This window comes from Streptomyces sp. NPDC096323, from assembly GCF_040302845.1.
In the GTDB taxonomy this organism is placed as follows: Bacteria; Actinomycetota; Actinomycetes; order Streptomycetales; family Streptomycetaceae; genus Streptomyces.
On sequence record NZ_JBEOSI010000003.1, the window covers coordinates 661,127 to 682,274 of the forward strand.

The 21,148-nt window shown below is 71.8% G+C and carries 15 protein-coding genes; 11 read left to right on the forward strand and 4 right to left on the reverse strand.

Annotated features, from left to right (window positions below):
- The first annotated feature begins 108 nt into the window (after positions 1-108).
- Together ABTX18_RS10775 and ABTX18_RS10780 are read left to right on the forward strand one after the other, a co-directional pair.
- On the forward strand, positions 109-3,852 hold the full coding sequence (locus ABTX18_RS10775) for an SMC hinge domain-related protein (protein ID WP_352122363.1): 3,744 nt from the start codon (positions 109-111) through the stop codon (positions 3,850-3,852).
- Positions 3,853-4,061: 209 nt separating this feature from the next.
- Entirely contained in the window at positions 4,062-5,480 is a 1,419-nt protein-coding gene (locus tag ABTX18_RS10780) for a sugar porter family MFS transporter (protein WP_352122364.1), read from the forward strand.
- A 79-nt stretch (positions 5,481-5,559) separates the two neighbouring features.
- On the opposite strand, the gene ABTX18_RS10785 is transcribed toward ABTX18_RS10780, so the two are convergent.
- Entirely contained in the window at positions 5,560-6,534 is a 975-nt protein-coding gene (locus tag ABTX18_RS10785) for an LLM class flavin-dependent oxidoreductase (protein ID WP_352122365.1), read from the reverse strand.
- Positions 6,535-6,590: 56 nt separating this feature from the next.
- Positions 6,591-7,976 carry a purine-cytosine permease family protein gene (locus ABTX18_RS10790; RefSeq protein ID WP_352122366.1) on the reverse strand — a complete coding sequence of 462 codons (1,386 nt, stop codon included), beginning with the start codon at positions 7,974-7,976 and terminating at the stop codon, positions 6,591-6,593.
- Between the two features lie 104 nt (positions 7,977-8,080).
- Here ABTX18_RS10790 and ftsY point away from each other — a divergent pair, with 104 nt between their 5' ends.
- Positions 8,081-9,277: a signal recognition particle-docking protein FtsY gene (ftsY, locus tag ABTX18_RS10795; protein WP_352122367.1), complete on the forward strand. Its 1,197-nt coding sequence runs from the start codon at positions 8,081-8,083 to the stop codon at positions 9,275-9,277.
- Positions 9,278-9,351: 74 nt separating this feature from the next.
- Here the strand turns inward: ftsY and ABTX18_RS10800 are convergent, their stop codons facing one another.
- A complete protein-coding gene (locus ABTX18_RS10800; protein WP_352122368.1) occupies positions 9,352-10,008 on the reverse strand; it encodes a bifunctional DNA primase/polymerase in 657 nt (218 codons plus the stop codon).
- Positions 10,009-10,427: 419 nt separating this feature from the next.
- On the opposite strand from ABTX18_RS10800, the gene nsdA reads away from it, so the two are divergent.
- The 5 genes from nsdA to ffh all read left to right on the forward strand — a co-directional run bounded on the left by nsdA (position 10,428) and on the right by ffh (position 18,149).
- Positions 10,428-11,903, forward strand: a complete 1,476-nt coding sequence (gene nsdA, locus ABTX18_RS10805; RefSeq protein WP_352122369.1) for a transcriptional repressor NsdA — start codon at positions 10,428-10,430, stop codon at positions 11,901-11,903.
- Positions 11,904-12,302: 399 nt separating this feature from the next.
- Positions 12,303-13,655 (forward strand): ammonium transporter, encoded by a 1,353-nt coding sequence (locus tag ABTX18_RS10810; RefSeq protein ID WP_352122489.1) that lies wholly within the window; start codon positions 12,303-12,305, stop codon positions 13,653-13,655.
- Complete coding sequence (locus ABTX18_RS10815; RefSeq protein WP_136330688.1) at positions 13,652-13,990, forward strand: P-II family nitrogen regulator; 339 nt, start codon at positions 13,652-13,654, stop codon at positions 13,988-13,990. The genes ABTX18_RS10810 and ABTX18_RS10815 overlap by 4 nt, the downstream gene beginning before the upstream one ends.
- Before the next feature lie 31 nt (positions 13,991-14,021).
- Entirely contained in the window at positions 14,022-16,475 is a 2,454-nt protein-coding gene (locus ABTX18_RS10820) for a [protein-PII] uridylyltransferase (RefSeq protein WP_352122370.1), read from the forward strand.
- A 120-nt stretch (positions 16,476-16,595) separates the two neighbouring features.
- On the forward strand, positions 16,596-18,149 hold the full coding sequence (gene ffh, locus ABTX18_RS10825) for a signal recognition particle protein (protein WP_352122371.1): 1,554 nt from the start codon (positions 16,596-16,598) through the stop codon (positions 18,147-18,149).
- 76 nt (positions 18,150-18,225) lie between these two features.
- Here ffh and ABTX18_RS10830 read toward each other — a convergent pair whose 3' ends face one another.
- Positions 18,226-19,080, reverse strand: a complete 855-nt coding sequence (locus ABTX18_RS10830) for a methyltransferase domain-containing protein (protein WP_352122372.1) — start codon at positions 19,078-19,080, stop codon at positions 18,226-18,228.
- Positions 19,081-19,658: 578 nt separating this feature from the next.
- Here ABTX18_RS10830 and ABTX18_RS10835 point away from each other — a divergent pair.
- From ABTX18_RS10835 to ABTX18_RS10845, 3 genes are all read left to right on the forward strand, one after another.
- The gene (locus ABTX18_RS10835) at positions 19,659-20,252 is read left to right on the forward strand and encodes a hypothetical protein (RefSeq protein WP_136329609.1); all 594 of its coding nucleotides are present in this window, start codon (positions 19,659-19,661) and stop codon (positions 20,250-20,252) included.
- 157 nt (positions 20,253-20,409) lie between these two features.
- A complete protein-coding gene (rpsP, locus tag ABTX18_RS10840) occupies positions 20,410-20,853 on the forward strand; it encodes a 30S ribosomal protein S16 (RefSeq protein WP_136329608.1) in 444 nt (147 codons plus the stop codon).
- Positions 20,854-20,855: 2 nt separating this feature from the next.
- Entirely contained in the window at positions 20,856-21,095 is a 240-nt protein-coding gene (locus ABTX18_RS10845; RefSeq protein WP_014153811.1) for an RNA-binding protein, read from the forward strand.
- The last annotated feature ends 53 nt before the right edge of the window (positions 21,096-21,148 follow it).

Below are 21,148 nucleotides of genomic sequence, written 5' to 3' on the forward strand. Positions count from 1 at the left end.
GCGCCCGTCCGCGCCCGTCCGCCCCGGACGTACACCCCTTCCCTTACCGTCTGATGTGCCCTGCACCTTCATCAGCGAAACCGAGAGCGAAAGGTAGAGTCCGGCGGCGTGCACCTCAAGGCCCTGACCCTGCGTGGTTTCAAATCGTTCGCGTCCGCCACCACCCTGCGGTTCGAACCCGGGATCACCTGTGTGGTCGGCCCCAATGGATCGGGAAAGTCCAATGTGGTGGACGCCCTCTCCTGGGTCATGGGGGAGCAGGGCGCCAAATCCCTGCGCGGCGGCAAGATGGAAGACGTGATCTTCGCAGGTACCACCGGGCGGCCGCCGCTCGGCCGGGCGGAAGTGTCGCTGACCATCGACAATTCCGACGGCGCACTGCCGATCGAGTACGCCGAAGTGACGATCACCCGCATCATGTTCCGCAACGGCGGCAGCGAATACCAGATCAATGGCGACACCTGCCGGCTGCTGGACATCCAGGAACTCCTCTCGGACTCCGGCATCGGCCGTGAGATGCACGTCATCGTCGGCCAGGGCCAGCTGGATTCCGTACTCCACGCGGACCCGATGGGGCGCCGCGCCTTCATCGAGGAGGCCGCGGGCGTCCTCAAGCACCGCAAGCGCAAGGAGAAGGCGCTGCGGAAGCTGGACGCGATGGGGGCGAACCTGGCCCGCGTGCAGGACCTCACCGACGAACTGCGGCGGCAGCTGAAACCGCTCGGCCGGCAAGCCGCGGTGGCCCGCCGGGCCGCCGTCATCCAGGCCGATCTGCGCGACGCCCGGCTGCGCCTCCTCGCCGACGACCTGGTACGTCTGCACACCGCGCTGCGCGGCGAGATCGCCGACGAGGCGGCGCTGAAGCAGCGCCGCGAGGCGGCCGAGGCGGAGCTGAAGGCGGCCCTCGCGCGCGAGGCCGAACTGGAGGGCGAGGTGCGGCGGCTGACGCCGCGGCTCCAGCGGGCCCAGCAGACCTGGTACGAACTGTCGCAGCTGGCCGAACGGGTGCGCGGCACCGTCTCGCTCGCCGACGCCCGGGTGAAGAGCGCCACCGCTCCGCCCGAGGAGGAACGGCGCGGGCGCGATCCCGAGGACATGGAACGCGAGGCCGCCCGGATCCGGGAGCAGGAGGCGGAGCTGACCGCCGCGCTGGAGGCGGCGGAGCACGCGCTGGAGGACACCGCGTCCCACCGGGCCGAACTGGAGCGGGAACTGGCGGCCGAGGAACGCAGGCTCAAGGACGCGGCCCGCGCGCTCGCGGACCGACGCGAAGGGCTCGCCCGGCTGAACGGCCAGGTCAACGCGGCCCGCAGCCGGGCCGGTTCGGCGCAGTCGGAGATCGAGCGGCTGGCCGCCTCGCGCGACGAGGCGCGGGAGCGGGCGGTTGCCGCCCAGGAGGAGTACGAGCAGCTGAAGGCCGAGGTCGATGGCCTGGACGCCGGGGACGCGGAGCTCGGCGAGCGGTACGAGGCGGCCCGGCGCGAACTGAAGGAGGCGGAGGGCGTGCTCTCCGCGGCACGGGAGGACCTCACCACCGCCGAACGCGAGCGCGCGGCGGTCGCGGCCCGCCATGACGCGCTGGCCCTCGGTCTGCGCCGGAAGGACGGCACGGGCATGCTGCTCGGCGCCCGGGACCGGCTGACGGGTCTCCTCGGCCCGGCCGCGGAGCTGCTCACGGTGGCGCCGGGACACGAGGTGGCGGTGGCGGCGGCGCTGGGCGCGGCGGCGGACGCGCTCGCGGTGACGGACGCGGCCACCGCGGCGGAGGCGATCCGGCTGCTCCGCAAGCAGGACGCGGGGCGCGCGTCCCTCCTGCTCGGCGGAAGCGGAAGCGGGAGCGGCGGCGGGAGCGCGGGCGGCCCGGCGCCCTGCGGGGCCGGCGCGGGGGGCCACGTACCGGGGCAGGGCCCACAGGCGCACCCCGCCGCGGTCGCCCATGTCCCGGGGCAGGGGGCGGTGCCCGCGCCGCCGGAGCCCACCGCCGAAGCCATCGAACCGGCCGGCCGGCCGGCCGCACTGGTCCTCGCAGGCAACCCGGCGACCGCCCCCGCCGTCGCCGATCTCGTCAGCGGCCCCCTCGGACTGATGGCCGCGGTCCGCCGGCTGGTGCGGGACATGGTGGTCGTCGCGACGCTGGAGGACGCCGAGGATCTCATCGCCGCCCGTCCGGAGCTGACGGCGGTGACCGCCGAGGGAGATGTGCTCTCTGCGCACTTCGCGCACGGCGGCTCGGCGGGGGCGCCCAGCCTCCTGGAGGTGCAGGCGTCCGTGGACGAGGCGGCGGCCGAGCTGGCCGGACTCGCCGTGCGGTGCGCGGAGCTGGCCGGGACGCAGCGGCGCGCGGCGGAGCGGCGTGGCGACTGCGCGGCGCTCGTCGAGGAGTTGGGGGAGCGCCGCCGGACGGCGGAGCGGGAGAAGTCCGGGGTGGCCCAGCAGCTCGGCCGGCTGGCCGGGCAGGCCCGCGGCGCGGCCGGCGAGGCCGAGCGGATGACCGCGTCGGCGGCCCGCGCCCAGGAGGCCCTGGAGCGGGCGGCCCAGGAGGCCGAGGAGCTGGCCGAGCGGCTGCTGGTGGCCGAGGAGGCCGCCGAGGACGGCGCGGACGAGGAGCCGGACACCGCCGTGCGCGACCGGCTGGCCGCCGACGGTGCCAACGCCCGCCAGACCGAGATGGAGGCCCGGCTCCAGGTCCGTACGCACGAGGAGCGGGTCAAGGCACTCGCCGGACGCGCCGACTCCCTCGACCGGGGCGCCCGCGCCGAACGCGAGGCCCGCGCCCGTGCCGAGCAGCGCCGCGCCCGGCTGCGTCACGAGGGCGCCGTGGCCTCGGCCGTGGCGTCCGGAGCCCGTCAGCTGCTCGCCCACGTCGAGGTGTCCGTCGTACGGGCACAGGAGGAGCGGGCGGCGGCCGAGGCGTCGAAGGCCGAGCGGGAGCGGCAACTGGCGGCGGAACGCCACCGGGGCCGCGAGCTCAAGGGCGAGCTGGACAAGCTGACGGACTCCGTCCACCGGGGCGAGGTGCTCGGCGCCGAGAAGCGGCTGCGGATAGAGCAGCTGGAGGCGAAGGCCCTGGAGGAACTGGGTGTGGAGCCCGCCGGTCTGGCGGCGGAGTACGGCCCCGACCAGCTCGTCCCGCCGTCCCCGGCGGCCGAGGGGGAGGAGCTGCCGGAGGATCCGGAGCACCCGCGCAACCAGCCGAAGCCCTTCGTCCGGACCGAGCAGGAGAAGCGGCTGAAGTCGGCCGAACGGGCGTATCAGCAACTCGGGAAGGTGAATCCGCTCGCTCTGGAGGAGTTCTCCGCGCTGGAGGAGCGGCACAAGTTCCTCTCCGAGCAGCTGGAGGACCTGAAGAAGACCCGGGCCGATCTGATGCAGGTCATCAAGGAGGTCGACGAGCGGGTCGAGCAGGTCTTCACCGAGGCGTACCGCGACACGGCCAGGGAGTTCGAGGGCGTCTTCTCGCGCCTCTTCCCGGGCGGCGAGGGCCGGCTCGTCCTGACCGATCCGGACAACATGCTGGCGACCGGCGTGGACGTGGAAGCCCGGCCGCCGGGCAAGAAGGTCAAGCGGCTCTCCCTGCTGTCGGGCGGGGAAAGGTCGCTGACGGCAGTGGCGTTGCTGGTGTCGATCTTCAAGGCCCGGCCGAGCCCGTTCTATGTGATGGACGAGGTCGAGGCGGCGCTCGACGACACCAATCTGCAGCGGTTGATCCGGATCATGGAGGAGCTCCAGGAGAGTTCCCAGCTCATCGTGATCACGCACCAGAAGCGGACGATGGAGGTCGCCGACGCGCTCTACGGCGTCTCCATGCAGGGCGACGGCGTCTCCAAGGTGATCAGCCAGCGGCTGCGCTGAGGCTTCACACAACCTTCAAGACTTCAACGTGAGACACGAGGGCGACTGGGTAGTCGCTGAGTCAGGACCCCACTATTGACTTCAAAACTTGAACGCATAGTCTCTGCAACGTCGTTTTTACCTTCAAGTGGTGGCACCGGGGAAGTTGTGCGCCACTGGAAGAGCTCACCCCCCACGCCTGACGTTGCGGCCAGGCCCCAGGAGTTCATGTGACCAGCACCTCGCAGGGACCGGCGTCCGGAGCCCGGGCGGCTCATCCGGACCACATCGGCCATGTCATCTTCATCACCGCTGCGGCCGCCATGGGTGGCTTCCTCTTCGGCTACGACAGTTCCGTGATCAACGGCGCCGTCGAGGCCATCCGCAGCCGGTACGACATCGGCTCCGGCACGCTCGCCCAGGTCATCGCCATCGCGCTGATCGGCTGCGCGATCGGGGCCGCGACGGCCGGCCGTATCGCCGACCGCATCGGCCGCATCCGCTGCATGCAGATCGCCTCGGTGCTCTTCACCATCAGCGCCGTGGGCTCCGCGCTTCCCTTCGCGCTCTGGGACCTGGCGATGTGGCGCATCATCGGCGGTTTCGCCATCGGCATGGCGTCGGTGATCGGCCCGGCCTACATCGCCGAGGTCTCCCCGCCCGCCTACCGCGGCCGGCTCGGCTCCTTCCAGCAGGCGGCGATCGTCATCGGCATCGCCATCTCCCAGCTGGTCAACTACGGCATCCTGCAGATCGCCGACGGTGACCAGCGCGGCGAGATCGGCGGGCTGGAAGCCTGGCAGTGGATGCTCGGCGTGATGGTCGTGCCCGCGGTGCTCTACGGGCTCCTCTCGTTCGCGATCCCCGAGTCCCCCCGCTTCCTGATCTCCGTCGGCAAGAAGGACCGGGCCCGGAAGATCCTCTCGGAGGTCGAGGGCAAGAACGTCGACCTCGACGCCCGGGTCACCGAGATCGAGACCGCGATGTACCGCGAGCACAAGTCGAGCTTCAGGGACCTGCTCGGCAGCCGCTTCGGCTTCCTGCCCATCGTCTGGGTCGGTATCGGCCTGTCGGTGTTCCAGCAGCTGGTCGGCATCAACGTGGCGTTCTACTACTCGGCGACGCTGTGGCAGTCGGTCGGCGTCGACCCGACCGACTCGTTCTTCTACTCGTTCACGACGTCCATCATCAACATCATCGGCACGGTGATCGCGATGATCCTGGTGGACCGGGTGGGCCGCCGCCCGCTGGCCCTCGTCGGCTCCTGCGGCATGGCGGTCGCCCTCGCCTTCGAGGCCTGGGCCTTCTCCGCCGACCTGGTCGACGGCAAACTCCCCACCGCCCAAGGCGTGGTCGCCCTCGTCGCCGCCCACGTCTTCGTGCTCTTCTTCGCCCTCTCGTGGGGCGTCGTGGTCTGGGTCTTCCTCGGCGAGATGTTCCCGAACCGGATCCGCGCCGCCGCACTCGGCGTCGCCGCGTCCGCGCAATGGATCGCCAACTGGGCGATCACCGCGAGCTTCCCGAGCCTCGCCGACTGGAACCTGTCGGGCACGTACATCATCTACGCCTGCTTCGCCACGCTCTCGATCCCCTTCGTCATCAAGTTCGTCAAGGAGACCAAGGGCAAGGCGCTGGAGGAGATGGGCTAGGGCCCGCTGCCCGCTCTGCTCGAAATCCGTACGGCCCCGGCGCGCGTATCAAGCGCGAGCGCGCGGGGCCGTACGCGTCTCAGCCCCCGGCCGCCCCGGTCGCCCCGCAGAACAGCCGCAGGCTGCGCCACCCCTCCTCGACCGGCATCCCGCCGCACAGCGGGTGCAGCACCAGGCTGTCCAGCTCCCCGGCGAGAGCCGCGCACTCCCGGGGCGTGACGATCCGGTAGACGCCCTCGTCCCGGAGCTCCGCCACCGTCGTGGCCGCCGAGCGGACGGCCGAGCGGATGTCCTTGGACTGCCAGGAGGCGTACGTACGCGCCTCGTGCAGGAAGTGCTCCCCGTACCGCGCCCACGTCCGGTCCGGATCCTCGGACACGTGCAGCAACGGCGTCCGGGCCGCGGGCATCAGGCAGAATCCCTCCGTGCCGTGCTCCGCGCGCTGCTCGTGGTAGTACGCCTCCAGCTCCGGCAGATGCGCGCTCGGGAACAGCGGCAGCCCCAGCCGCGCCGCCCGCCGCGCCGCCGCCCGCGAGCTGCCGCCCACCAGCAGCAGCGGATGCGGGCGGGTGTACGGCCGCGGGGTGACCGTGACCGTGCGGCCGCGGAACTCGAACGGCTCCCCGGTCCACGCCCGCACCAGCGTCTCCAGCACCTCGTCCTGGAGCCGGCCGCGCCTGCCCCACTCGACGCCCGCCCGCTCGTACTCCTCGGGCCGGTAGCCGATCCCCGCGACCGTCACCAGCCGGCCGGCGCTCAGCAGATCGAGTACCGCGATGTCCTCGGCCAGCCGCAACGGGTCGTGCAGCGGCCCGATGACGGCGGAGACCGTGACCGCGATCCGGCGGGTGGCCCCGAACACGGCCCCGGCCAGCACGAAGGGCGACGGCAGCCAGGAGTTGGCGGCCCCGTGGTGCTCCTCCGTCTGCACCGTGTCGACGCCGTGCTCGTCGGCGTACGCGGCCATGTCCAGCGCCGCGCGGTAGCGGGCCGAGAGGGAATCCGGGGTGGCGTCCGGGTCGACGAGGTTGAACCGGACGACTGTGAAGGCCATGGCGCTGTCTCCTTCGCCGGGCGGGCCGGGGCAGCCGGACCCTAGCTGACGAAGCGTCAGAAGTGTAGGGGTGCGGCCTGCCCGCCGGGCCGCGGCAGCATCGCGTACAGACCGCCCGAGACGACGATCGTGACCGCCCATCCGAGCCCGTTGCGCCCGGTCCAGGATGTCGCGAGCGGGCCGGTGAACCACTCCACACCGGTGAACAGCAGTCCCACCGCCAGGCCCGCCGCCCAGGCCGTCACGGCACCCCACGCGAAACCGCCCGTGTACCAGTAGGCGCTGGTGCGCGTGGTGTCCATGAGCGCGACCGGGTCGTACACACGCCCGCGCAGCTGATCCACGCCGAAGACGCCGATCCAGGCCGAGAACGTCACCGCGAGCAGGCGCAGAAAGGACACGAACGCATCGGTGAAACTGCTCGCCACGAGCATCAGCAGTGCCCCCAGGAACAGACTGATCGCGGCGTTCACGCCGACGGCCCAGGCGCGCGGCATCATGAATCCCAGCGTCTGCGCGGTGAATCCCGCCGAGTACATCGACATGGCGTTGATCAGCACCATGCCGAGTAAGGCGACGACCAGATACGGAACCGAGATCCAGTCGGGCAGCAGCTCCCCGATGAACGAGACCGGATCATGGGTGACGGCGAGCCCCGGCGCGCCGACCGCCATCACCGCCCCCATCAGGACCATCGGCAGCAACACGAGGCCCGCACCCCCCACGGTCGCCGCGACCACCACCCTGCCCGACGCGGCGCGCGGCAGATAGCGGGTGAAGTCCGGCCCGGTGGGCGCCCAGCTGATCCCGCCCGCCGCCAGGGTGCCGATCCCCGCGATCATCGCCGAGGTGGGACCGGCCGGCCGGTCCAGCACCGCCTGCCAGGCCGTCGTCCCCGCCAGGTGCACCAGGACCAGCACGCTGAACCCGCCGAAGAGGTACGCCGACCAGGTGCAGCACAGCCGCAGCGCCCGCACGCCCAGGCCGGACAGCAGGTAGCTGCCCGCGACGAACGCCAGCAGCGTCACCATGATCAGCGCGGAGGTGCTCCGGACGCCGAAGAGCAGGCCGAGCACGGCCAGCAGGGCGTACGCGCCGGTGACCGCGTTCACCGTCTCCCAGCCCCAGCGGGCCATCCAGATCAGCGCACCGGGCGCCAGATTGCCCCGCTGCCCGAAGACGGCCCGCGAGAGGGCCATGCCGGGGGCGCCGCCGCTGCGCCCGGCGACCGAGATCAGTCCGACCATGCCGAACGAGACGACCGGGGCCACGGCCGCGACGACCAGCACCTGCCAGAAGCCCAGTCCGTCGAGGACGACGAATCCCGCCCCGATGGTGAGCAGCAGCACGGTCATGTTGGCGGCGGCCCAGGTGGGGAAGAGGGACCGTACCCGGCCGGTGCGCTCCCTGTCGGGCACGGGGTCCAGCCCACGGGTTTCCACGGCCGGATCGTACCTTTAGCGGCATAGGGTGCGTACCGTCTCAATTTTCGGGGGTGCCGCGCGTCCCTCGCTTGCCGCCGCACGTGACCGATACTGGGTGGGTTATGGAATTCGTCATCCTTGCTGTAGTCATCGCCCTGGTCGCGGTCGGCGTGATCAGCGGGCTCGTGGTCAGCAGCCGCAAGAAGAAGCAGCTGCCCCCGGCACCGTCGAGCACGCCGACCCTCACTCCTCCCGCCGAGCCCCATGTCGGCGAGGAGGCCGAGACGCCGCGCGACACCTCGCGCCGCACCATCGAGGAGGTCGGCCTTCCGCCCGAGGAGGCCCCGGAAACCGCTGAACCGAAGACGCCCGCGGCCCCCGCGCTGGACGTCCCCGAGCCCACCGCCGGCCGTCTCGTACGGCTGCGGGCCCGGCTCGCCCGCTCGCAGAGCACCCTCGGCAAGGGGCTGCTCACGCTCCTGTCGCGGGACAACCTCGACGAGGACACCTGGGAGGAGATCGAGGACACCCTCCTCACCGCCGACGTCGGCGTCGCCCCCACCCAGGAACTGGTCGAACGGCTCCGGGAGCGCGTCCGCGTCCTCGGCACCCGTACCCCCGACGAGCTGCGCACCCTGCTGCGCGAGGAGCTCCTCACCCTGCTCGGCACCGACTTCGACCGTGAGGTCAAGACGGAGGGCGGGGCCGAGACCCCCGGCGTCGTGATGGTCGTCGGCGTCAACGGCACCGGCAAGACCACCACCACCGGCAAGCTGGCCCGGGTGCTCGTGGCCGACGGCCGCAGCGTCGTGCTCGGCGCAGCGGACACCTTCCGTGCCGCCGCCGCCGACCAGCTCCAGACCTGGGGCGAGCGCGTCGGCGCCCGCACCGTGCGCGGACCCGAGGGCGGCGACCCGGCGTCGATCGCCTTCGACGCCGTGAAGGAGGGCATCGCCGAGGGCGCCGACGTCGTCCTCATCGACACGGCGGGCCGGCTGCACACCAAGACCGGGCTCATGGACGAGCTCGGCAAGGTCAAGCGGGTCGTCGAGAAGCACGGTCCGCTGGACGAGATCCTGCTCGTCCTCGACGCCACCACCGGCCAGAACGGCCTGGTGCAGGCACGGGTGTTCGCCGAGGTCGTCGACATCACCGGCATCGTCCTCACCAAGCTCGACGGCACCGCCAAGGGCGGCATCGTCATCGCCGTCCAGCGCGAGCTGGGCGTGCCGGTGAAGCTGGTCGGACTCGGCGAGGGGCCGGACGATCTGGCTCCCTTCGAGCCCGAGGCGTTCGTGGACGCCCTCATCGGGGACTGAACCCCAGCGCCCGTCTGTACGCCCGAGGAGCCCGGCCGCACGCCATGAGCGGCCGGGCTCCTCGCTGGAGCGGCTCAGCCGCAGGGCGCCAGCCGGTGGCAGATGTACGCCAGCGTGCCCAGCAGCAGCCGGGCCTCCGGCGGCGCCGCCGCGGTGTCCAGGGCCGGCGGGCGCAGCCAGCGCACCGGGCCGAGACCGCCCCGGTCCGAGGGCGGCGCGGTGATGTGGGAGCCGGCGCCGAACGCCCGCAGGTCCAGGCCGGTGTCGTCCCAGCCCGTCCGGTACAGCAGTCGGGGAAGCTCGGCGGCCGCTCCGGGCGCGACGAAGAACTGCGCCCGGCCGTCCGGGGTCACCGCCACCGGGCCGAGCGGCAGCCCCATCCGCTCCATCCGTACGAGCGCCCGGCGCCCGGCCTGCTCGGCGACATCGAGGACATCGAAGCTGCGGCCGACCGGCAGCAGCATCGAGGCGCCGGGCACCTCGGCCCACGCACGGGCCGCCGCGTCGAGGGTCGCCCCGGCGGGAACCTCCCGCGCGAAGTCCAGCGGATGCGCACCGGGGGAGGGGCAGCCCGCGTCCCCGCACGAGCAGGCGCCGCCGGCGGCGCGGGCGCCCGGGACGACGGCCCAGCCCCACAGCCCCGTGTACTCGGCCACCGCGGTGCCCTCGGCCGCACGGCCGCGACGCCGTGCGCCGGACCGCTTCTCACGGATGCCGATCGTGAAGCCCATGCCCCCTCCAACGGGTCCAACGCGCCGGTGGTTACGAACCGGAGAGCCTCATGACGCTCCGTCGACCTTGCGACCACGTCGGGAAGGAGCGCGCCTCGGGCGTACGAGACACCACGCGCGCCCCCGAGCGCATCCCTGCGCCTCTCGCTGATCGCTGTCTGTCAAGTGAATCGCGCCCGGCCGGGGTGGCGTTCATTCGAAGGGGTGGCGAATGGTGGCGTTTCTGTAAACACGCTCGCGGAGCGGGTGATCGTAGGATTACCGTCGGTACACGAACCATGGAAGTATGTGCGCCCATGGGTATGCCGGAGGCAACCCGATTTTCTGTTCGATGGTGGGCAACCCGCATACGGACAGCATCGGTTCGCGGCATTCTGATAGAGGTTCGCGCGACAGTATTCGGCGGATGGGGGCGTTCAGTGAGTGGCAGCGGCGCAGGCGATGCGAATGCCGGTAAGCGCCCCAACGGGCAATTGGGATCATGGTTCGTGCGCAGCGGCTGGTCGAAGGGCGAGCTCGCCCGCCAGGTGAACCGCAGAGCACGCCAGATGGGTGCCCACCACATCAGCACCGACACCTCACGGGTGCGGCGCTGGCTGGATGGTGAGCAGCCGCGCGAACCGATCCCGCGCATCCTGTCCGAGCTGTTCTCCGAGCGCTTCGGCTCCGTCGTCGCCGTCGAGGACCTGGGGCTGCGCACCGCCCACCAGGCGCCCTCCGTGGCGGGTGTCGATCTCCCCTGGGCCGGGCCCCAGACGGTCGCCCTGCTCAGTGAGTTCTCCCGCAGCGACCTGATGCTGGCCCGCCGCGGATTCCTCGGCAGCTCCCTCGCGCTCGCCGCCGGACCCGCCCTCATCGAGCCCATGCAGCGCTGGCTGGTGCCCGTCGCCTCCGGCGGATCCGTCGAACCGGAGTCGGCCGCCGCCGCCCGCCGCCCCTCCCGGCTCTCCGGTCCGGAGCTCGACCTGCTGGAGTCCACCACCGCGATGTTCCGCCAGTGGGACGCGCAGTGCGGCGGCGGACTGCGCCGCAAGGCCGTCGTCGGCCAGCTCCACGAGGTCACCGACCTGCTCCAGGAGCCGCAGCCGGCCGCCACCGCCAAGCGCCTGTTCCGCTGCGCCGCCGAACTGGCCGAACTGGCGGGCTGGATGAGCTACGACGTCGGCCTCCAGCCCACCGCCCAGAAGTACTTCGTGCTCGCCCTGCACGCCTCCAAGGAGGCCGGCGACAAGCCGCTGGGCTCGTACGTCCTGTCCAGCATGAGCCGTCAGATGATCCACCTCGGCCGGCCCGACGACGCCCTGGAACTCATCCACCTCGCGCAGTACGGCAGCCGCGACTGCGCCACCGCGCGGACCCAGGCCATGCTGTATGCGATGGAGGCCCGCGCCTACGCCAACATGGGACAGCCCAGCAAGTGCAAGCGGGCCGTCCGGATGGCCGAGGACACCTTCCTCGACGCCGGGATGGACGGCGAGCCCGAGCCCGACTGGATCCGCTTCTTCTCCGAGGCCGAGCTCAACGGCGAGAACTCCCACTCCTACCGCGACCTGGCCTATGTGGCCGGCCGCAGCCCCACGTACGCCTCACTGGCCGAACCTGTCATGCGCAGGGCGGTCGAGCTCTTCGGCGAGGACGACGAGCACCAGCGGTCGTACGCCCTCAATCTGGTCGGCCTCGCCACCGTCCACCTCCTCAAGCGCGAGCCCGAGCAGTCCACCGTGCTGGCCGAGAAGGCCCTGCGCGTCGCCAAGAAGGTCCGCTCGGAGCGGGTCAACACCCGGCTGCGCAAGACCGTCGACACCGCTGCCAGGGACTTCGGGGACATTCCCGAGGTCGCCCGGCTCACCGATCTCCTCACCGAACAACTGCCCGAGACCGCCGAAGCGGTCTGAGCAGCCACAGCCCCGGCCACGACGGCCACCCCGCACCGACCGACTTCGGCTCCCCCGATTGCCTGGTCAGCGGGTGGTCGCCGTGGCCGGTTCGTGTGGTCGTTCCCCTGCCGGAGCGTCGTAACCGCACCGTATGCGGCTCCGGCCGCAGAGTAGGCCGGAGCGTGGGTACGGCACGGGCGGTTCATGGGGACGTAACACGCCGGTCCTCTTAGTCACTGCGGCGAAACATCGTGCGGCATCGGCCGAAACGGCGCTGGGCGAATCTCATGGCGCATAAGGACCGACCGGCACATGGAGGGCGGTCCTACCGGCCCGCACCTTTTCCCCAGTGGTCCCGCACGTGGTTACGTCCCCACCGCCCCCGCACGCGGCCGCACCGACGACGAGGAGACGCCGATGCCCCCAGGCATCACGACGCTTGCAGCAGACGCCCCGACGCTGTCTTCTGCCAACACCGGGTTCATGCTCATCTGCTCGGCCCTGGTGATGCTCATGACCCCGGCCCTGGCCTTCTTCTACGGAGGCATGGTCCGCGTCAAGAGCACCCTCAACATGCTGATGATGAGCTTCATCAGCCTCGGGATCGTCACGATCCTGTGGGTGCTCTACGGATTCAGCCTCACCTTCGGCACCGACGCCGGCTCGGTCATCGGATGGAGCCAGGACTTCGTCGGCCTCAGCGGGATCGGCGTCACGGAACTCTGGGACGGCTACACCATCCCGGTATACGTCTTCGCCGTGTTCCAGCTGATGTTCGCCGTGATCACCCCGGCCCTGATCAGCGGCGCCCTCGCCGACCGGGTCAAGTTCTCCTCGTGGGCGCTCTTCATCACCCTCTGGGTCACCGTCGTCTACTTCCCGGTCGCCCACTGGGTCTGGGGCGCGGGCGGCTGGCTCTTCGAGCTCGGCGTCATCGACTTCGCCGGTGGTACCGCCGTCCACATCAACGCGGGTGCCGCCGCCCTCGGCGTGATCCTCGTCATCGGCAAGCGCGTCGGCTTCAAGAAGGACCCGATGCGGCCGCACAGCCTGCCGCTCGTCATGCTCGGCGCCGGTCTGCTCTGGTTCGGCTGGTTCGGCTTCAACGCCGGCTCGTGGCTCGGCAACGACGACGGCGTCGGCGCGGTCATGTTCGTCAACACGCAGGTCGCCACCGCCGCCGCGATGCTCGCCTGGCTCGGCTACGAGAAGCTCCGCCACGGCTCCTTCACCACCCTCGGCGCCGCCTCCGGCGCCGTCGCCGGACTCGTCGCCATCACCCCGGCCGGCGGCGCGGTCAGCCCGCTCGGCGCCATCGCCGTCGGCGCCATCGCCGGTGTGCTGTGCGCCATGGCCGTCGGCCTCAAGTACAGGTTCGGCTACGACGACTCTTTGGACGTCGTCGGCGTCCACCTCGTCGGCGGTGTCGCCGGATCCCTCCTCATCGGCCTCTTCGCCACCGGCGGAGTCCAGTCCGACGCCAAGGGCCTCTTCTACGGCGGCGGACTCGACCAGCTCGGCAAGCAGGCCGTCGGCGTCTTCTCGGTCCTCGCGTACTCTCTGGTCGTCTCCGCGATCCTCGCCTTCCTGCTGGACAAGACCATCGGGATGCGAGTCGAGGAGGACGACGAGGTCTCCGGTATCGACCAGGTCGAACACGCCGAGACCGCGTACGACTTCAGCGGTGCGGGCGGCGGCTCGGCCTCGCGCTCCACGCCCCCCGCACCCGGCACCACGGCAGCCCCGACGAACAAGAAGGTGGACGCATGAAGCTCATCACCGCAGTCGTGAAGCCCCACCGGCTTGACGAGATCAAGGAGGCCCTCCAGGCCTTCGGCGTCCAGGGCCTCACGGTCACGGAAGCCAGCGGCTACGGGCGTCAGCGCGGCCACACCGAGGTCTACCGCGGTGCCGAGTACACCGTCGACCTCGTCCCGAAGATCCGCATCGAGGTCCTCGTCGAGGACGAGGACTCCGAACAGCTCATCGACGTCGTCGTGAAGGCCGCCCGGACCGGCAAGATCGGTGACGGCAAGGTCTGGAGCGTCCCCGTCGAGACCGCGATCCGGGTACGCACCGGCGAACGCGGCCCGGACGCACTCTGACCGACTGTTCCGCACACGGAAAGGCAGCTGGGTGACGAGCACCGAAGTGACCACCGAATCAGAGGACTCGGGACCCAGCGGCTACGCGGCGGCCCGGCTGCGCCTTCTCCAGGAGAAGGAGCGGTCCGGGCCGCCGCGCCGTGCGGCCCTCGCCAAGCTCACCGACGAGTGGCTGACCGCCCTCTTCACCGCGGCGGCCGAACACGCCGGCGTGCGGGGCGCCGCCCTCGTCGCCGTCGGCGGCTACGGCCGCGGCGAGCTCTCCCCGCGCAGCGACCTCGACCTCCTGCTCCTGCACGACGGCACCGCCGACGCCGGAGCGGTCGCGGCCCTCGCCGACCGCGTCTGGTACCCCGTCTGGGATCTGGGCCTGGCCCTCGACCACTCCGTACGCACCCCCGCCGAGGCCCGCAAGACGGCAGGCGAGGACCTCAAGGTCCAGCTCGGCCTCCTCGACGCCCGGCCCGTCGCCGGAGACCTCGGGCTCGTCGCGTCCCTGCGCACCGCGATCCTCGCCGACTGGCGGAACCAGGCCCCCAAGCGCCTGCCCGCACTCGACGAACTCTGTCGCGAACGGGCGGAGCGCCAGGGCGAGCTCCAGTTCCTCCTGGAGCCCGACCTCAAGGAGGCCCGGGGCGGACTGCGTGACGCCACCGCCCTGCGCGCCGTCGCCGCCTCCTGGGTCGCCGACGCTCCCCGCGAGGGCCTCGCCGAGGCCCGCCGCGTCCTCCTCGACGCCCGCGACGCCCTCCATCTCACCACCGGCCGCGCCACCGACCGCCTCGCCCTCCAGGAACAGGACCAGGTCGCAGCCTCCCTCGGCCTCCTGGACGCCGACGCCCTGCTGCGCCAGGTCTACGAGGCCGCCCGCACCGTCTCGTACGCCACCGACGTCACCTGGCGCGAGGTCAACCGGGTGCTGCGCGCCCGCTCGGTCCGCCCCAAACTGCGCGCCATCCTGGGCGGCGGCCGCGCTCCGGTCACGGACCGGACCCCGCTCGCCGACGGTGTCGTCGAGGCCGACGGCGAGGTCGTCCTCGCCCGCACCGCCCGGCCCGAGCGCGACCCCGTCCTCGTCCTGCGGGCCGCCGCGGCGGCGGCCCAGTCCGAACTCCCGCTCTCCCGCCACGTCGTACGCCACCTCGCCACCGCCGCCAAGCCGCTGCCCGTGCCGTGGCCGGCCGAGGCCCGGGAGGAACTCGTCACACTCCTTGGCGCGGGCGAGGCCACCGTCCCCGTCTGGGAGGCCCTCGAAGCCGAGGGGCTCATCACCCGCCTGCTGCCCGACTGGGAACGCGTCCACTGCCGGCCCCAGCGCAACCCCGTCCACACCTGGACCGTCGACCGCCACCTCGTCGAGGCGGCCGTCCGCGCCTCCTCCCTCACCCGCCGCGTCGGCCGCCCCGACCTCCTGCTGGTGGCGGCCCTGCTCCACGACATCGGTAAGGGCTGGCCCGGCGACCACTCCGTCGCCGGTGAGGTCATCGCCCGCGACATGGCCGCCCGGATCGGCTTCGACCAGCACGACGTGGGTGTCATCGCCACCCTCGTACGCCACCATCTGCTGCTCATCGAGACCGCCACCCGCCGCGACCTCGACGACCCGGCGACCGTCCGCTCCGTCGCCACCGCCGTGGGCAGCGCCGCCACCCTGGAGCTCCTGCACGCTCTGACCGAGGCCGACGCGCTCGCCACCGGGCCCGCCGCCTGGTCCACCTGGCGCGCCTCCCTCGTCACCGAGCTCGTCAAACGCGTCGCGTCCGTCCTCGCCGGCGAGGCGCCCGAGGAGCCCGCGCCCGAGGCGCCCAGCGCCGAACAGGAGCGCCTGGCCATCGAGGCCCTGCGCACCGGCGAACCGGTCCTCGCCCTGCACACCCAGCCCGAGGCGCCGCACGAGGACGGGGGTCCCGAACCCGTCGGCGTCGAACTCCTCATCGCCCTGCCCGACCGGCCAGGCGTCCTGCCCGCCGCCGCCGGGGTCCTCGCCCTGCACCGGCTCACGGTCCGCGCCGCCGATCTGCGGGCCGTGGAGCTGCCCACCGAACTGGGCGAGAGGGCGGACCTGCTGCTCCTCAGCTGGCGCGTCGCGGCCGAGTACGGGTCCCTGCCCCAGGCGTCCCGGCTGCGCGCCGACCTCGTCCGCGCCCTGGACGGCTCACTGGACATCGCGGCCCGGCTGGCCGAGCGTGAGGCGGCCTACCCGCGCCGCCGCGGGGTGAAGGCGCCGCCGCCGAGGGTCACCGTCGCGGCGGCCGGTTCCCGGCTGGCCACGGTCATCGAGGTGCGCGCCCAGGACGCCCCGGGTCTGCTGCACCGGATCGGCCGGGCGCTGGAACGGAGCGCGGTACGGGTGCGCAGCGCGCATGTGTCGACGCTGGGCGCGAACGCGGTGGACACCGTCTACGTCACCGATGAGGACGGCGAGCCGCTGTCGGCGGAGCGGGCCGCGCAGCTGGCCGGGGAGATCGAGAAGGCGCTCGGCTGAGCGTGATGCCGCCCTCGTCCGGTACGTAAACCGGGCGAGGGCTTTGCGTTCTCCGGCGTCCGGATACCCTGGGGGACGACCAGCTGACCCCGCCCCCGACCCTGAGGACCGACGAGCGCCGTGTTCGATACTCTCTCCGACCGCCTTGCCGCGACTTTCAAGAACCTCCGGGGCAAGGGCCGCTTGTCCGAGGCGGACATCGACGCCACGGCTCGCGAGATCCGTATCGCCCTGCTGGAAGCGGATGTCGCGCTGCCCGTCGTCCGGTCCTTCATCGCCAACGTCAAGGAGCGGGCGCGCGGCGTCGAGGTCTCCCAGGCGCTGAATCCCGCCCAGCAGGTCGTCAAGATCGTCAACGAGGAGCTCGTCTCCATCCTCGGCGGCGAGACCCGGCGGCTGCGGTTCGCCAAGACCGCCCCCACCGTGATCATGCTCGCGGGCCTCCAGGGTGCCGGTAAGACGACGCTGGCCGGAAAACTCGGCGTCTGGCTCAAGGGCCAGGGCCACTCCCCGCTGCTCGTCGCCTGTGACCTCCAGCGCCCCAACGCCGTGAACCAGCTGAGCGTGGTCGCCGACCGTGCCGGCGTCGCGGTCTACGCGCCCGAGCCGGGCAACGGCGTCGGCGACCCGGTCAAGGTCGCCAAGGACTCGATCGAGTTCGCCCGGACCAAGCAGTACGACGTCGTCGTCGTCGACACCGCCGGCCGCCTGGGTATCGACCAGGAGCTGATGCAGCAGGCCGCGGACATCCGCGACGCCGTCAGCCCCGACGAGATCCTCTTCGTCGTCGACGCGATGATCGGCCAGGACGCGGTCAACACCGCCGAGGCCTTCCGCGACGGCGTCGGCTTCGACGGCGTGGTGCTCTCCAAGCTCGACGGCGACGCCCGCGGTGGTGCGGCCCTGTCGATCGCCCATGTCACGGGCAAGCAGATCATGTTCGCGTCGAACGGTGAGAAGCTCGAGGACTTCGACGCCTTCCACCCCGACCGCATGGCGTCCCGCATCCTCGACATGGGTGACCTGCTCACCCTGATCGAGCAGGCGGAGAAGACCTTCAGCCAGGAAGAGGCCGCTCAAATGGCCTCCAAGCTGGCGTCCAGCAAGGGCGGGAAGGACTTCACGCTCGACGACTTCCTGGCCCAGATGGAGCAGGTCCGGAAGATGGGCTCCATCTCCAAGCTGCTCGGGATGCTGCCCGGCATGGGGCAGATCAAGGACCAGATCAACAACATCGACGAGCGCGACGTCGACCGCACCGCCGCGATCATCAAGTCGATGACCCCGAAGGAGCGCGCCGAGCCGACGATCATCAACGGCTCGCGGCGGGCCCGTATCGCCAAGGGTTCCGGTGTCGAGGTCAGCGCCGTGAAGAACCTGGTCGAGCGGTTCTTCGAGGCCCGCAAGATGATGTCGAAGATGGCGCAGGGCGGCGGCATGCCGGGGATGCCCGGGATGCCGGGCATGGGCGGCGGTCCCGGCCGGCAGAAGAAGCAGGTCAAGCAGGCCAAGGGCAAGCGCAAGAGCGGCAACCCGATGAAGCGCAAGGCCGAGGAAGCGGCCGAGGCGGCCCGCCGTGAGCAGGCCGCCCAGGGCGGCGCGCTCGGCCTGCCGGCCGGTCAGGACGACAAGAACTTCGAGCTGCCGGACGAGTTCAAGAAGTTCATGGGCTGAGCAGTCAGCCGATTTACGTCCCCGAGGGGGCGCCCGCGTCGCAGCGGGCGCCCCCTCGGGGACGTCACGGCCGGTCCTACGTGGTGCAGATGAGGTAGCGGAACACGTTGGGCATCCAGACCGTGCCGTCCCGGCGCAGATGCGGATGCAGTGCCTCCGCGACCTCCTTCTCCACCTGGGACCGGTCCGTCGCCCGTACCGCGGCGTCGAAGAGCCGCGTCGACAGCAGGCCCCTCACCGCGCTGTCCACGTCCGCGTAGCCGAACGGGCACGCCACCCGCCCCGAGCCGTCCGGCTTCAGCCCGGACCGGAACGCCACGTTCTCCAGGTCGTCCCGCCGCGCGCCGCGTCCGCTCGTGCCCCGGGCCGCGTCCGAGCCCTCCGCGAGCCGGGTCGCCACCCGCAGCACGGCGTCGGTGGCGCACCGCTCGGGCGGCCCCCAGCCGGTCAGGACGACCGTGCTGCGCCGGCCCGCCGAGGGCACCGCGGCCCCGAGCGTCCGCACCAGCTCGTCCGCGTCGTCGGGGGCGCAGCCGATCGGGGTGAACGCGGTGATCAGGCTGTAGGGCTCCTGGCCGGCCGCCGGCGCCGGAGGGGACTCCAGGAGCCGCGGTCCGGCGGAGCCGGGCCCGTTCTCGCCCTCCGGGCCCGGCAGCAGCCGCGTCCGGGCGAGAGCCAGGCGTTCCAGATCGGTGTCGACGCCGGTGACGTGCGCCCCGCGGGCGGCCGCGATCAGCAGCGCGAGCCCGGAGCCGCAGCCCAGCGCGAGCATCCGCGTGGCGGGTCCGACCTCGAGCCGCGTGTACACCGCCTCGTAGAGCGGAGCGAGCATCCGCTCCTGGATCTCGGCCCAGTCACGGGCGCGGGACCCGGTGTCCACGGACGCGGACGGCTCCGCCTGCGTGTGGTGCCGGACGAGCGTAGGTGTCATGGAATGCGCCCCAATCCGCCGAGATGCCGGTCATGCCGAACGGTGTGCTGATGGACGATCTCCCCGTGGCCGTACGTCCGCGCTTCCCCCGTATGCCAGAGAACTGCGCATCCGCCGCCGCGTCCAGGGGTCTACGGGCAATGGTTGCCCGCGGCGGCGGCCGGCGATGCGCCCGGGGCCGGGGCGCCCGTGGGACATGGGCGCCCGGAGGATCTGCTGTCCCGCGCTGCGGTACCAGTTTCACCCGGCACGCCGGGGTGGGCACGTCGAGCGCTCCTGGCCGGGCCGCGCGGAGCCTGCGGCGCTGCTGGGGGAGGGTCCGCGGGGCGGACGGACCGCCGGGTAGTGTCGGTGTGCGCGCCCGGCGCCCGCCCCATCGGCGGGCGGGCGTACGCGCCGTCTACGCGCCGGGGCGTACACGGCGCTACGTACCACCTTGGTGCGAGCTGTGCGTCTTCTCCGCAGATCAGCGCACCCGCCCTCGTCAGGACACATCAACGGCAACTGACTGGTACGTGCAAATTATTTGGGATGGCCCGGAATCGGAACACCGGGGCACTCGCGCTCGTTGTCACGACGTGAGCACGACACCACCTGTACTTGCCGCAGAGCTGGCACAGGCGTGGGCCGACATTCAGCGGTACCACTCCGAGCTGCCCGATCTCGCCGCACCCGAGTCCCTGATCGGAGAGTCCTCGTCCGCCTGTGGCGCCGAGCTCTCCTTCGAGCGACTGCTCCATGAGGCAGTCCACGGCATCGCCGCCGCCCGAGGTGTCCGCGACACCTCGCGCGCCGGCCGATACCACAACCGCCGATTTCTCGCGATCGCCGAGGAGTTGGGCCTCGATCACGCCGAGGAACCCCACCCCAGCAGTGGGTTCTCGCTGGTCACGCTCAACCCCGAAGCCAAGCGCCGGTACCGGCCGACGATGGAACGGCTGCAGCGCGCCCTCAAGGCGCACACCGTGGCCACCGCCGCCGACACCAAGCGCTCCTTCCGCGGGCCCGCGGCCCGGCACGGCTCCTCCGGAGGAGGCGTGCGGGTCAAGGCCGTCTGCGACTGTGGCCGCAACGTGCGCGTCGTCCCGTCGGTCCTCGCGCAGGCCCCGATCGTCTGCGGCGGCTGCGGAAAGCCGTTCCGGATCCCGGAGGCAGTGGTCGCGGTGGGGTGAGGCGATGGCGTGTGGCACAATGGCTAGCTGTACTCGACAGTCGCATAGGACCCCTCTCTCCTCCGGCTGACGCGTCCATCGGGCACTCCGAGTACCGCAACCCCACGTGGCATCTAGTTGTGCCCAACCACGTCAGAGACCAGGAGACACCACTTCCGTGGCAGTCAAGATCAAGCTGAAGCGTCTGGGCAAGATCCGTTCGCCTCACTACCGCATCGTCGTCGCCGACTCCCGTACCCGCCGTGATGGCCGGGCCATCGAGGAGATCGGCCTGTACCACCCGGTGCAGAACCCCTCGCGCATCGAGGTCAACGCAGAGCGCGCGCAGTACTGGCTGTCCGTCGGCGCCCAGCCGACCGAGCCGGTTCTCGCGATCCTGAAGCTCACCGGTGACTGGCAGGCGCACAAGGGCCTCCCGGCCCCCGCGCCGCTGCTGCAGCCGGAGCCCAAGCCCGACAAGCGCGCCCTGTTCGAGGCCCTCACCAAGGACGCCGGCGAGGAGTCCAAGGGCGAGGCCATCACGCAGAAGGCGAAGAAGGCCGACAAGAAGGCGGACGAGGCTGCTGACGCTGCCGCGCCCGCCGAGTCGACCGAGGCCTGAGCATGCTCGAGGAGGCTCTCGAGCACCTCGTGAAAGGCATCGTCGACAACCCCGACGACGTGCAGGTCGCCTCGCGTGATCTGCGCCGTGGACGTGTGCTCGAGGTCCGGGTCCATCCCGATGACCTCGGAAAGGTGATCGGCCGCAACGGCCGCACCGCACGCGCGCTGCGTACCGTCGTGGGCGCCATCGGCGGCCGTGGTATCCGCGTCGACCTCGTCGATGTGGATCAGGTTCGCTGACAGAAGTTGAACACCGGCACGGGCCGGGGAGGGCCATGCGCCCGCCCCGGCCC

Excerpts from the sequence above, each read along its gene's own strand:
- ABTX18_RS10785 (WP_352122365.1), bottom strand. The coding sequence starts at position 6,534 with ATGGCCTTCACAGTCGTCCGGTTCAACCTCGTCGACCCGGACGCCACC.
- ftsY (WP_352122367.1), top strand. The coding sequence starts at position 8,081 with ATGGAATTCGTCATCCTTGCTGTAGTCATCGCCCTGGTCGCGGTCGGC.
- ABTX18_RS10800 (WP_352122368.1), bottom strand. The coding sequence starts at position 10,008 with ATGGGCTTCACGATCGGCATCCGTGAGAAGCGGTCCGGCGCACGGCGT.
- ABTX18_RS10810 (WP_352122489.1), top strand. The coding sequence starts at position 12,303 with ATGCCCCCAGGCATCACGACGCTTGCAGCAGACGCCCCGACGCTGTCT.
- ABTX18_RS10815 (WP_136330688.1), top strand. The coding sequence starts at position 13,652 with ATGAAGCTCATCACCGCAGTCGTGAAGCCCCACCGGCTTGACGAGATC.
- ABTX18_RS10830 (WP_352122372.1), bottom strand. The coding sequence starts at position 19,080 with ATGACACCTACGCTCGTCCGGCACCACACGCAGGCGGAGCCGTCCGCG.
- ABTX18_RS10845 (WP_014153811.1), top strand. The coding sequence starts at position 20,856 with ATGCTCGAGGAGGCTCTCGAGCACCTCGTGAAAGGCATCGTCGACAAC.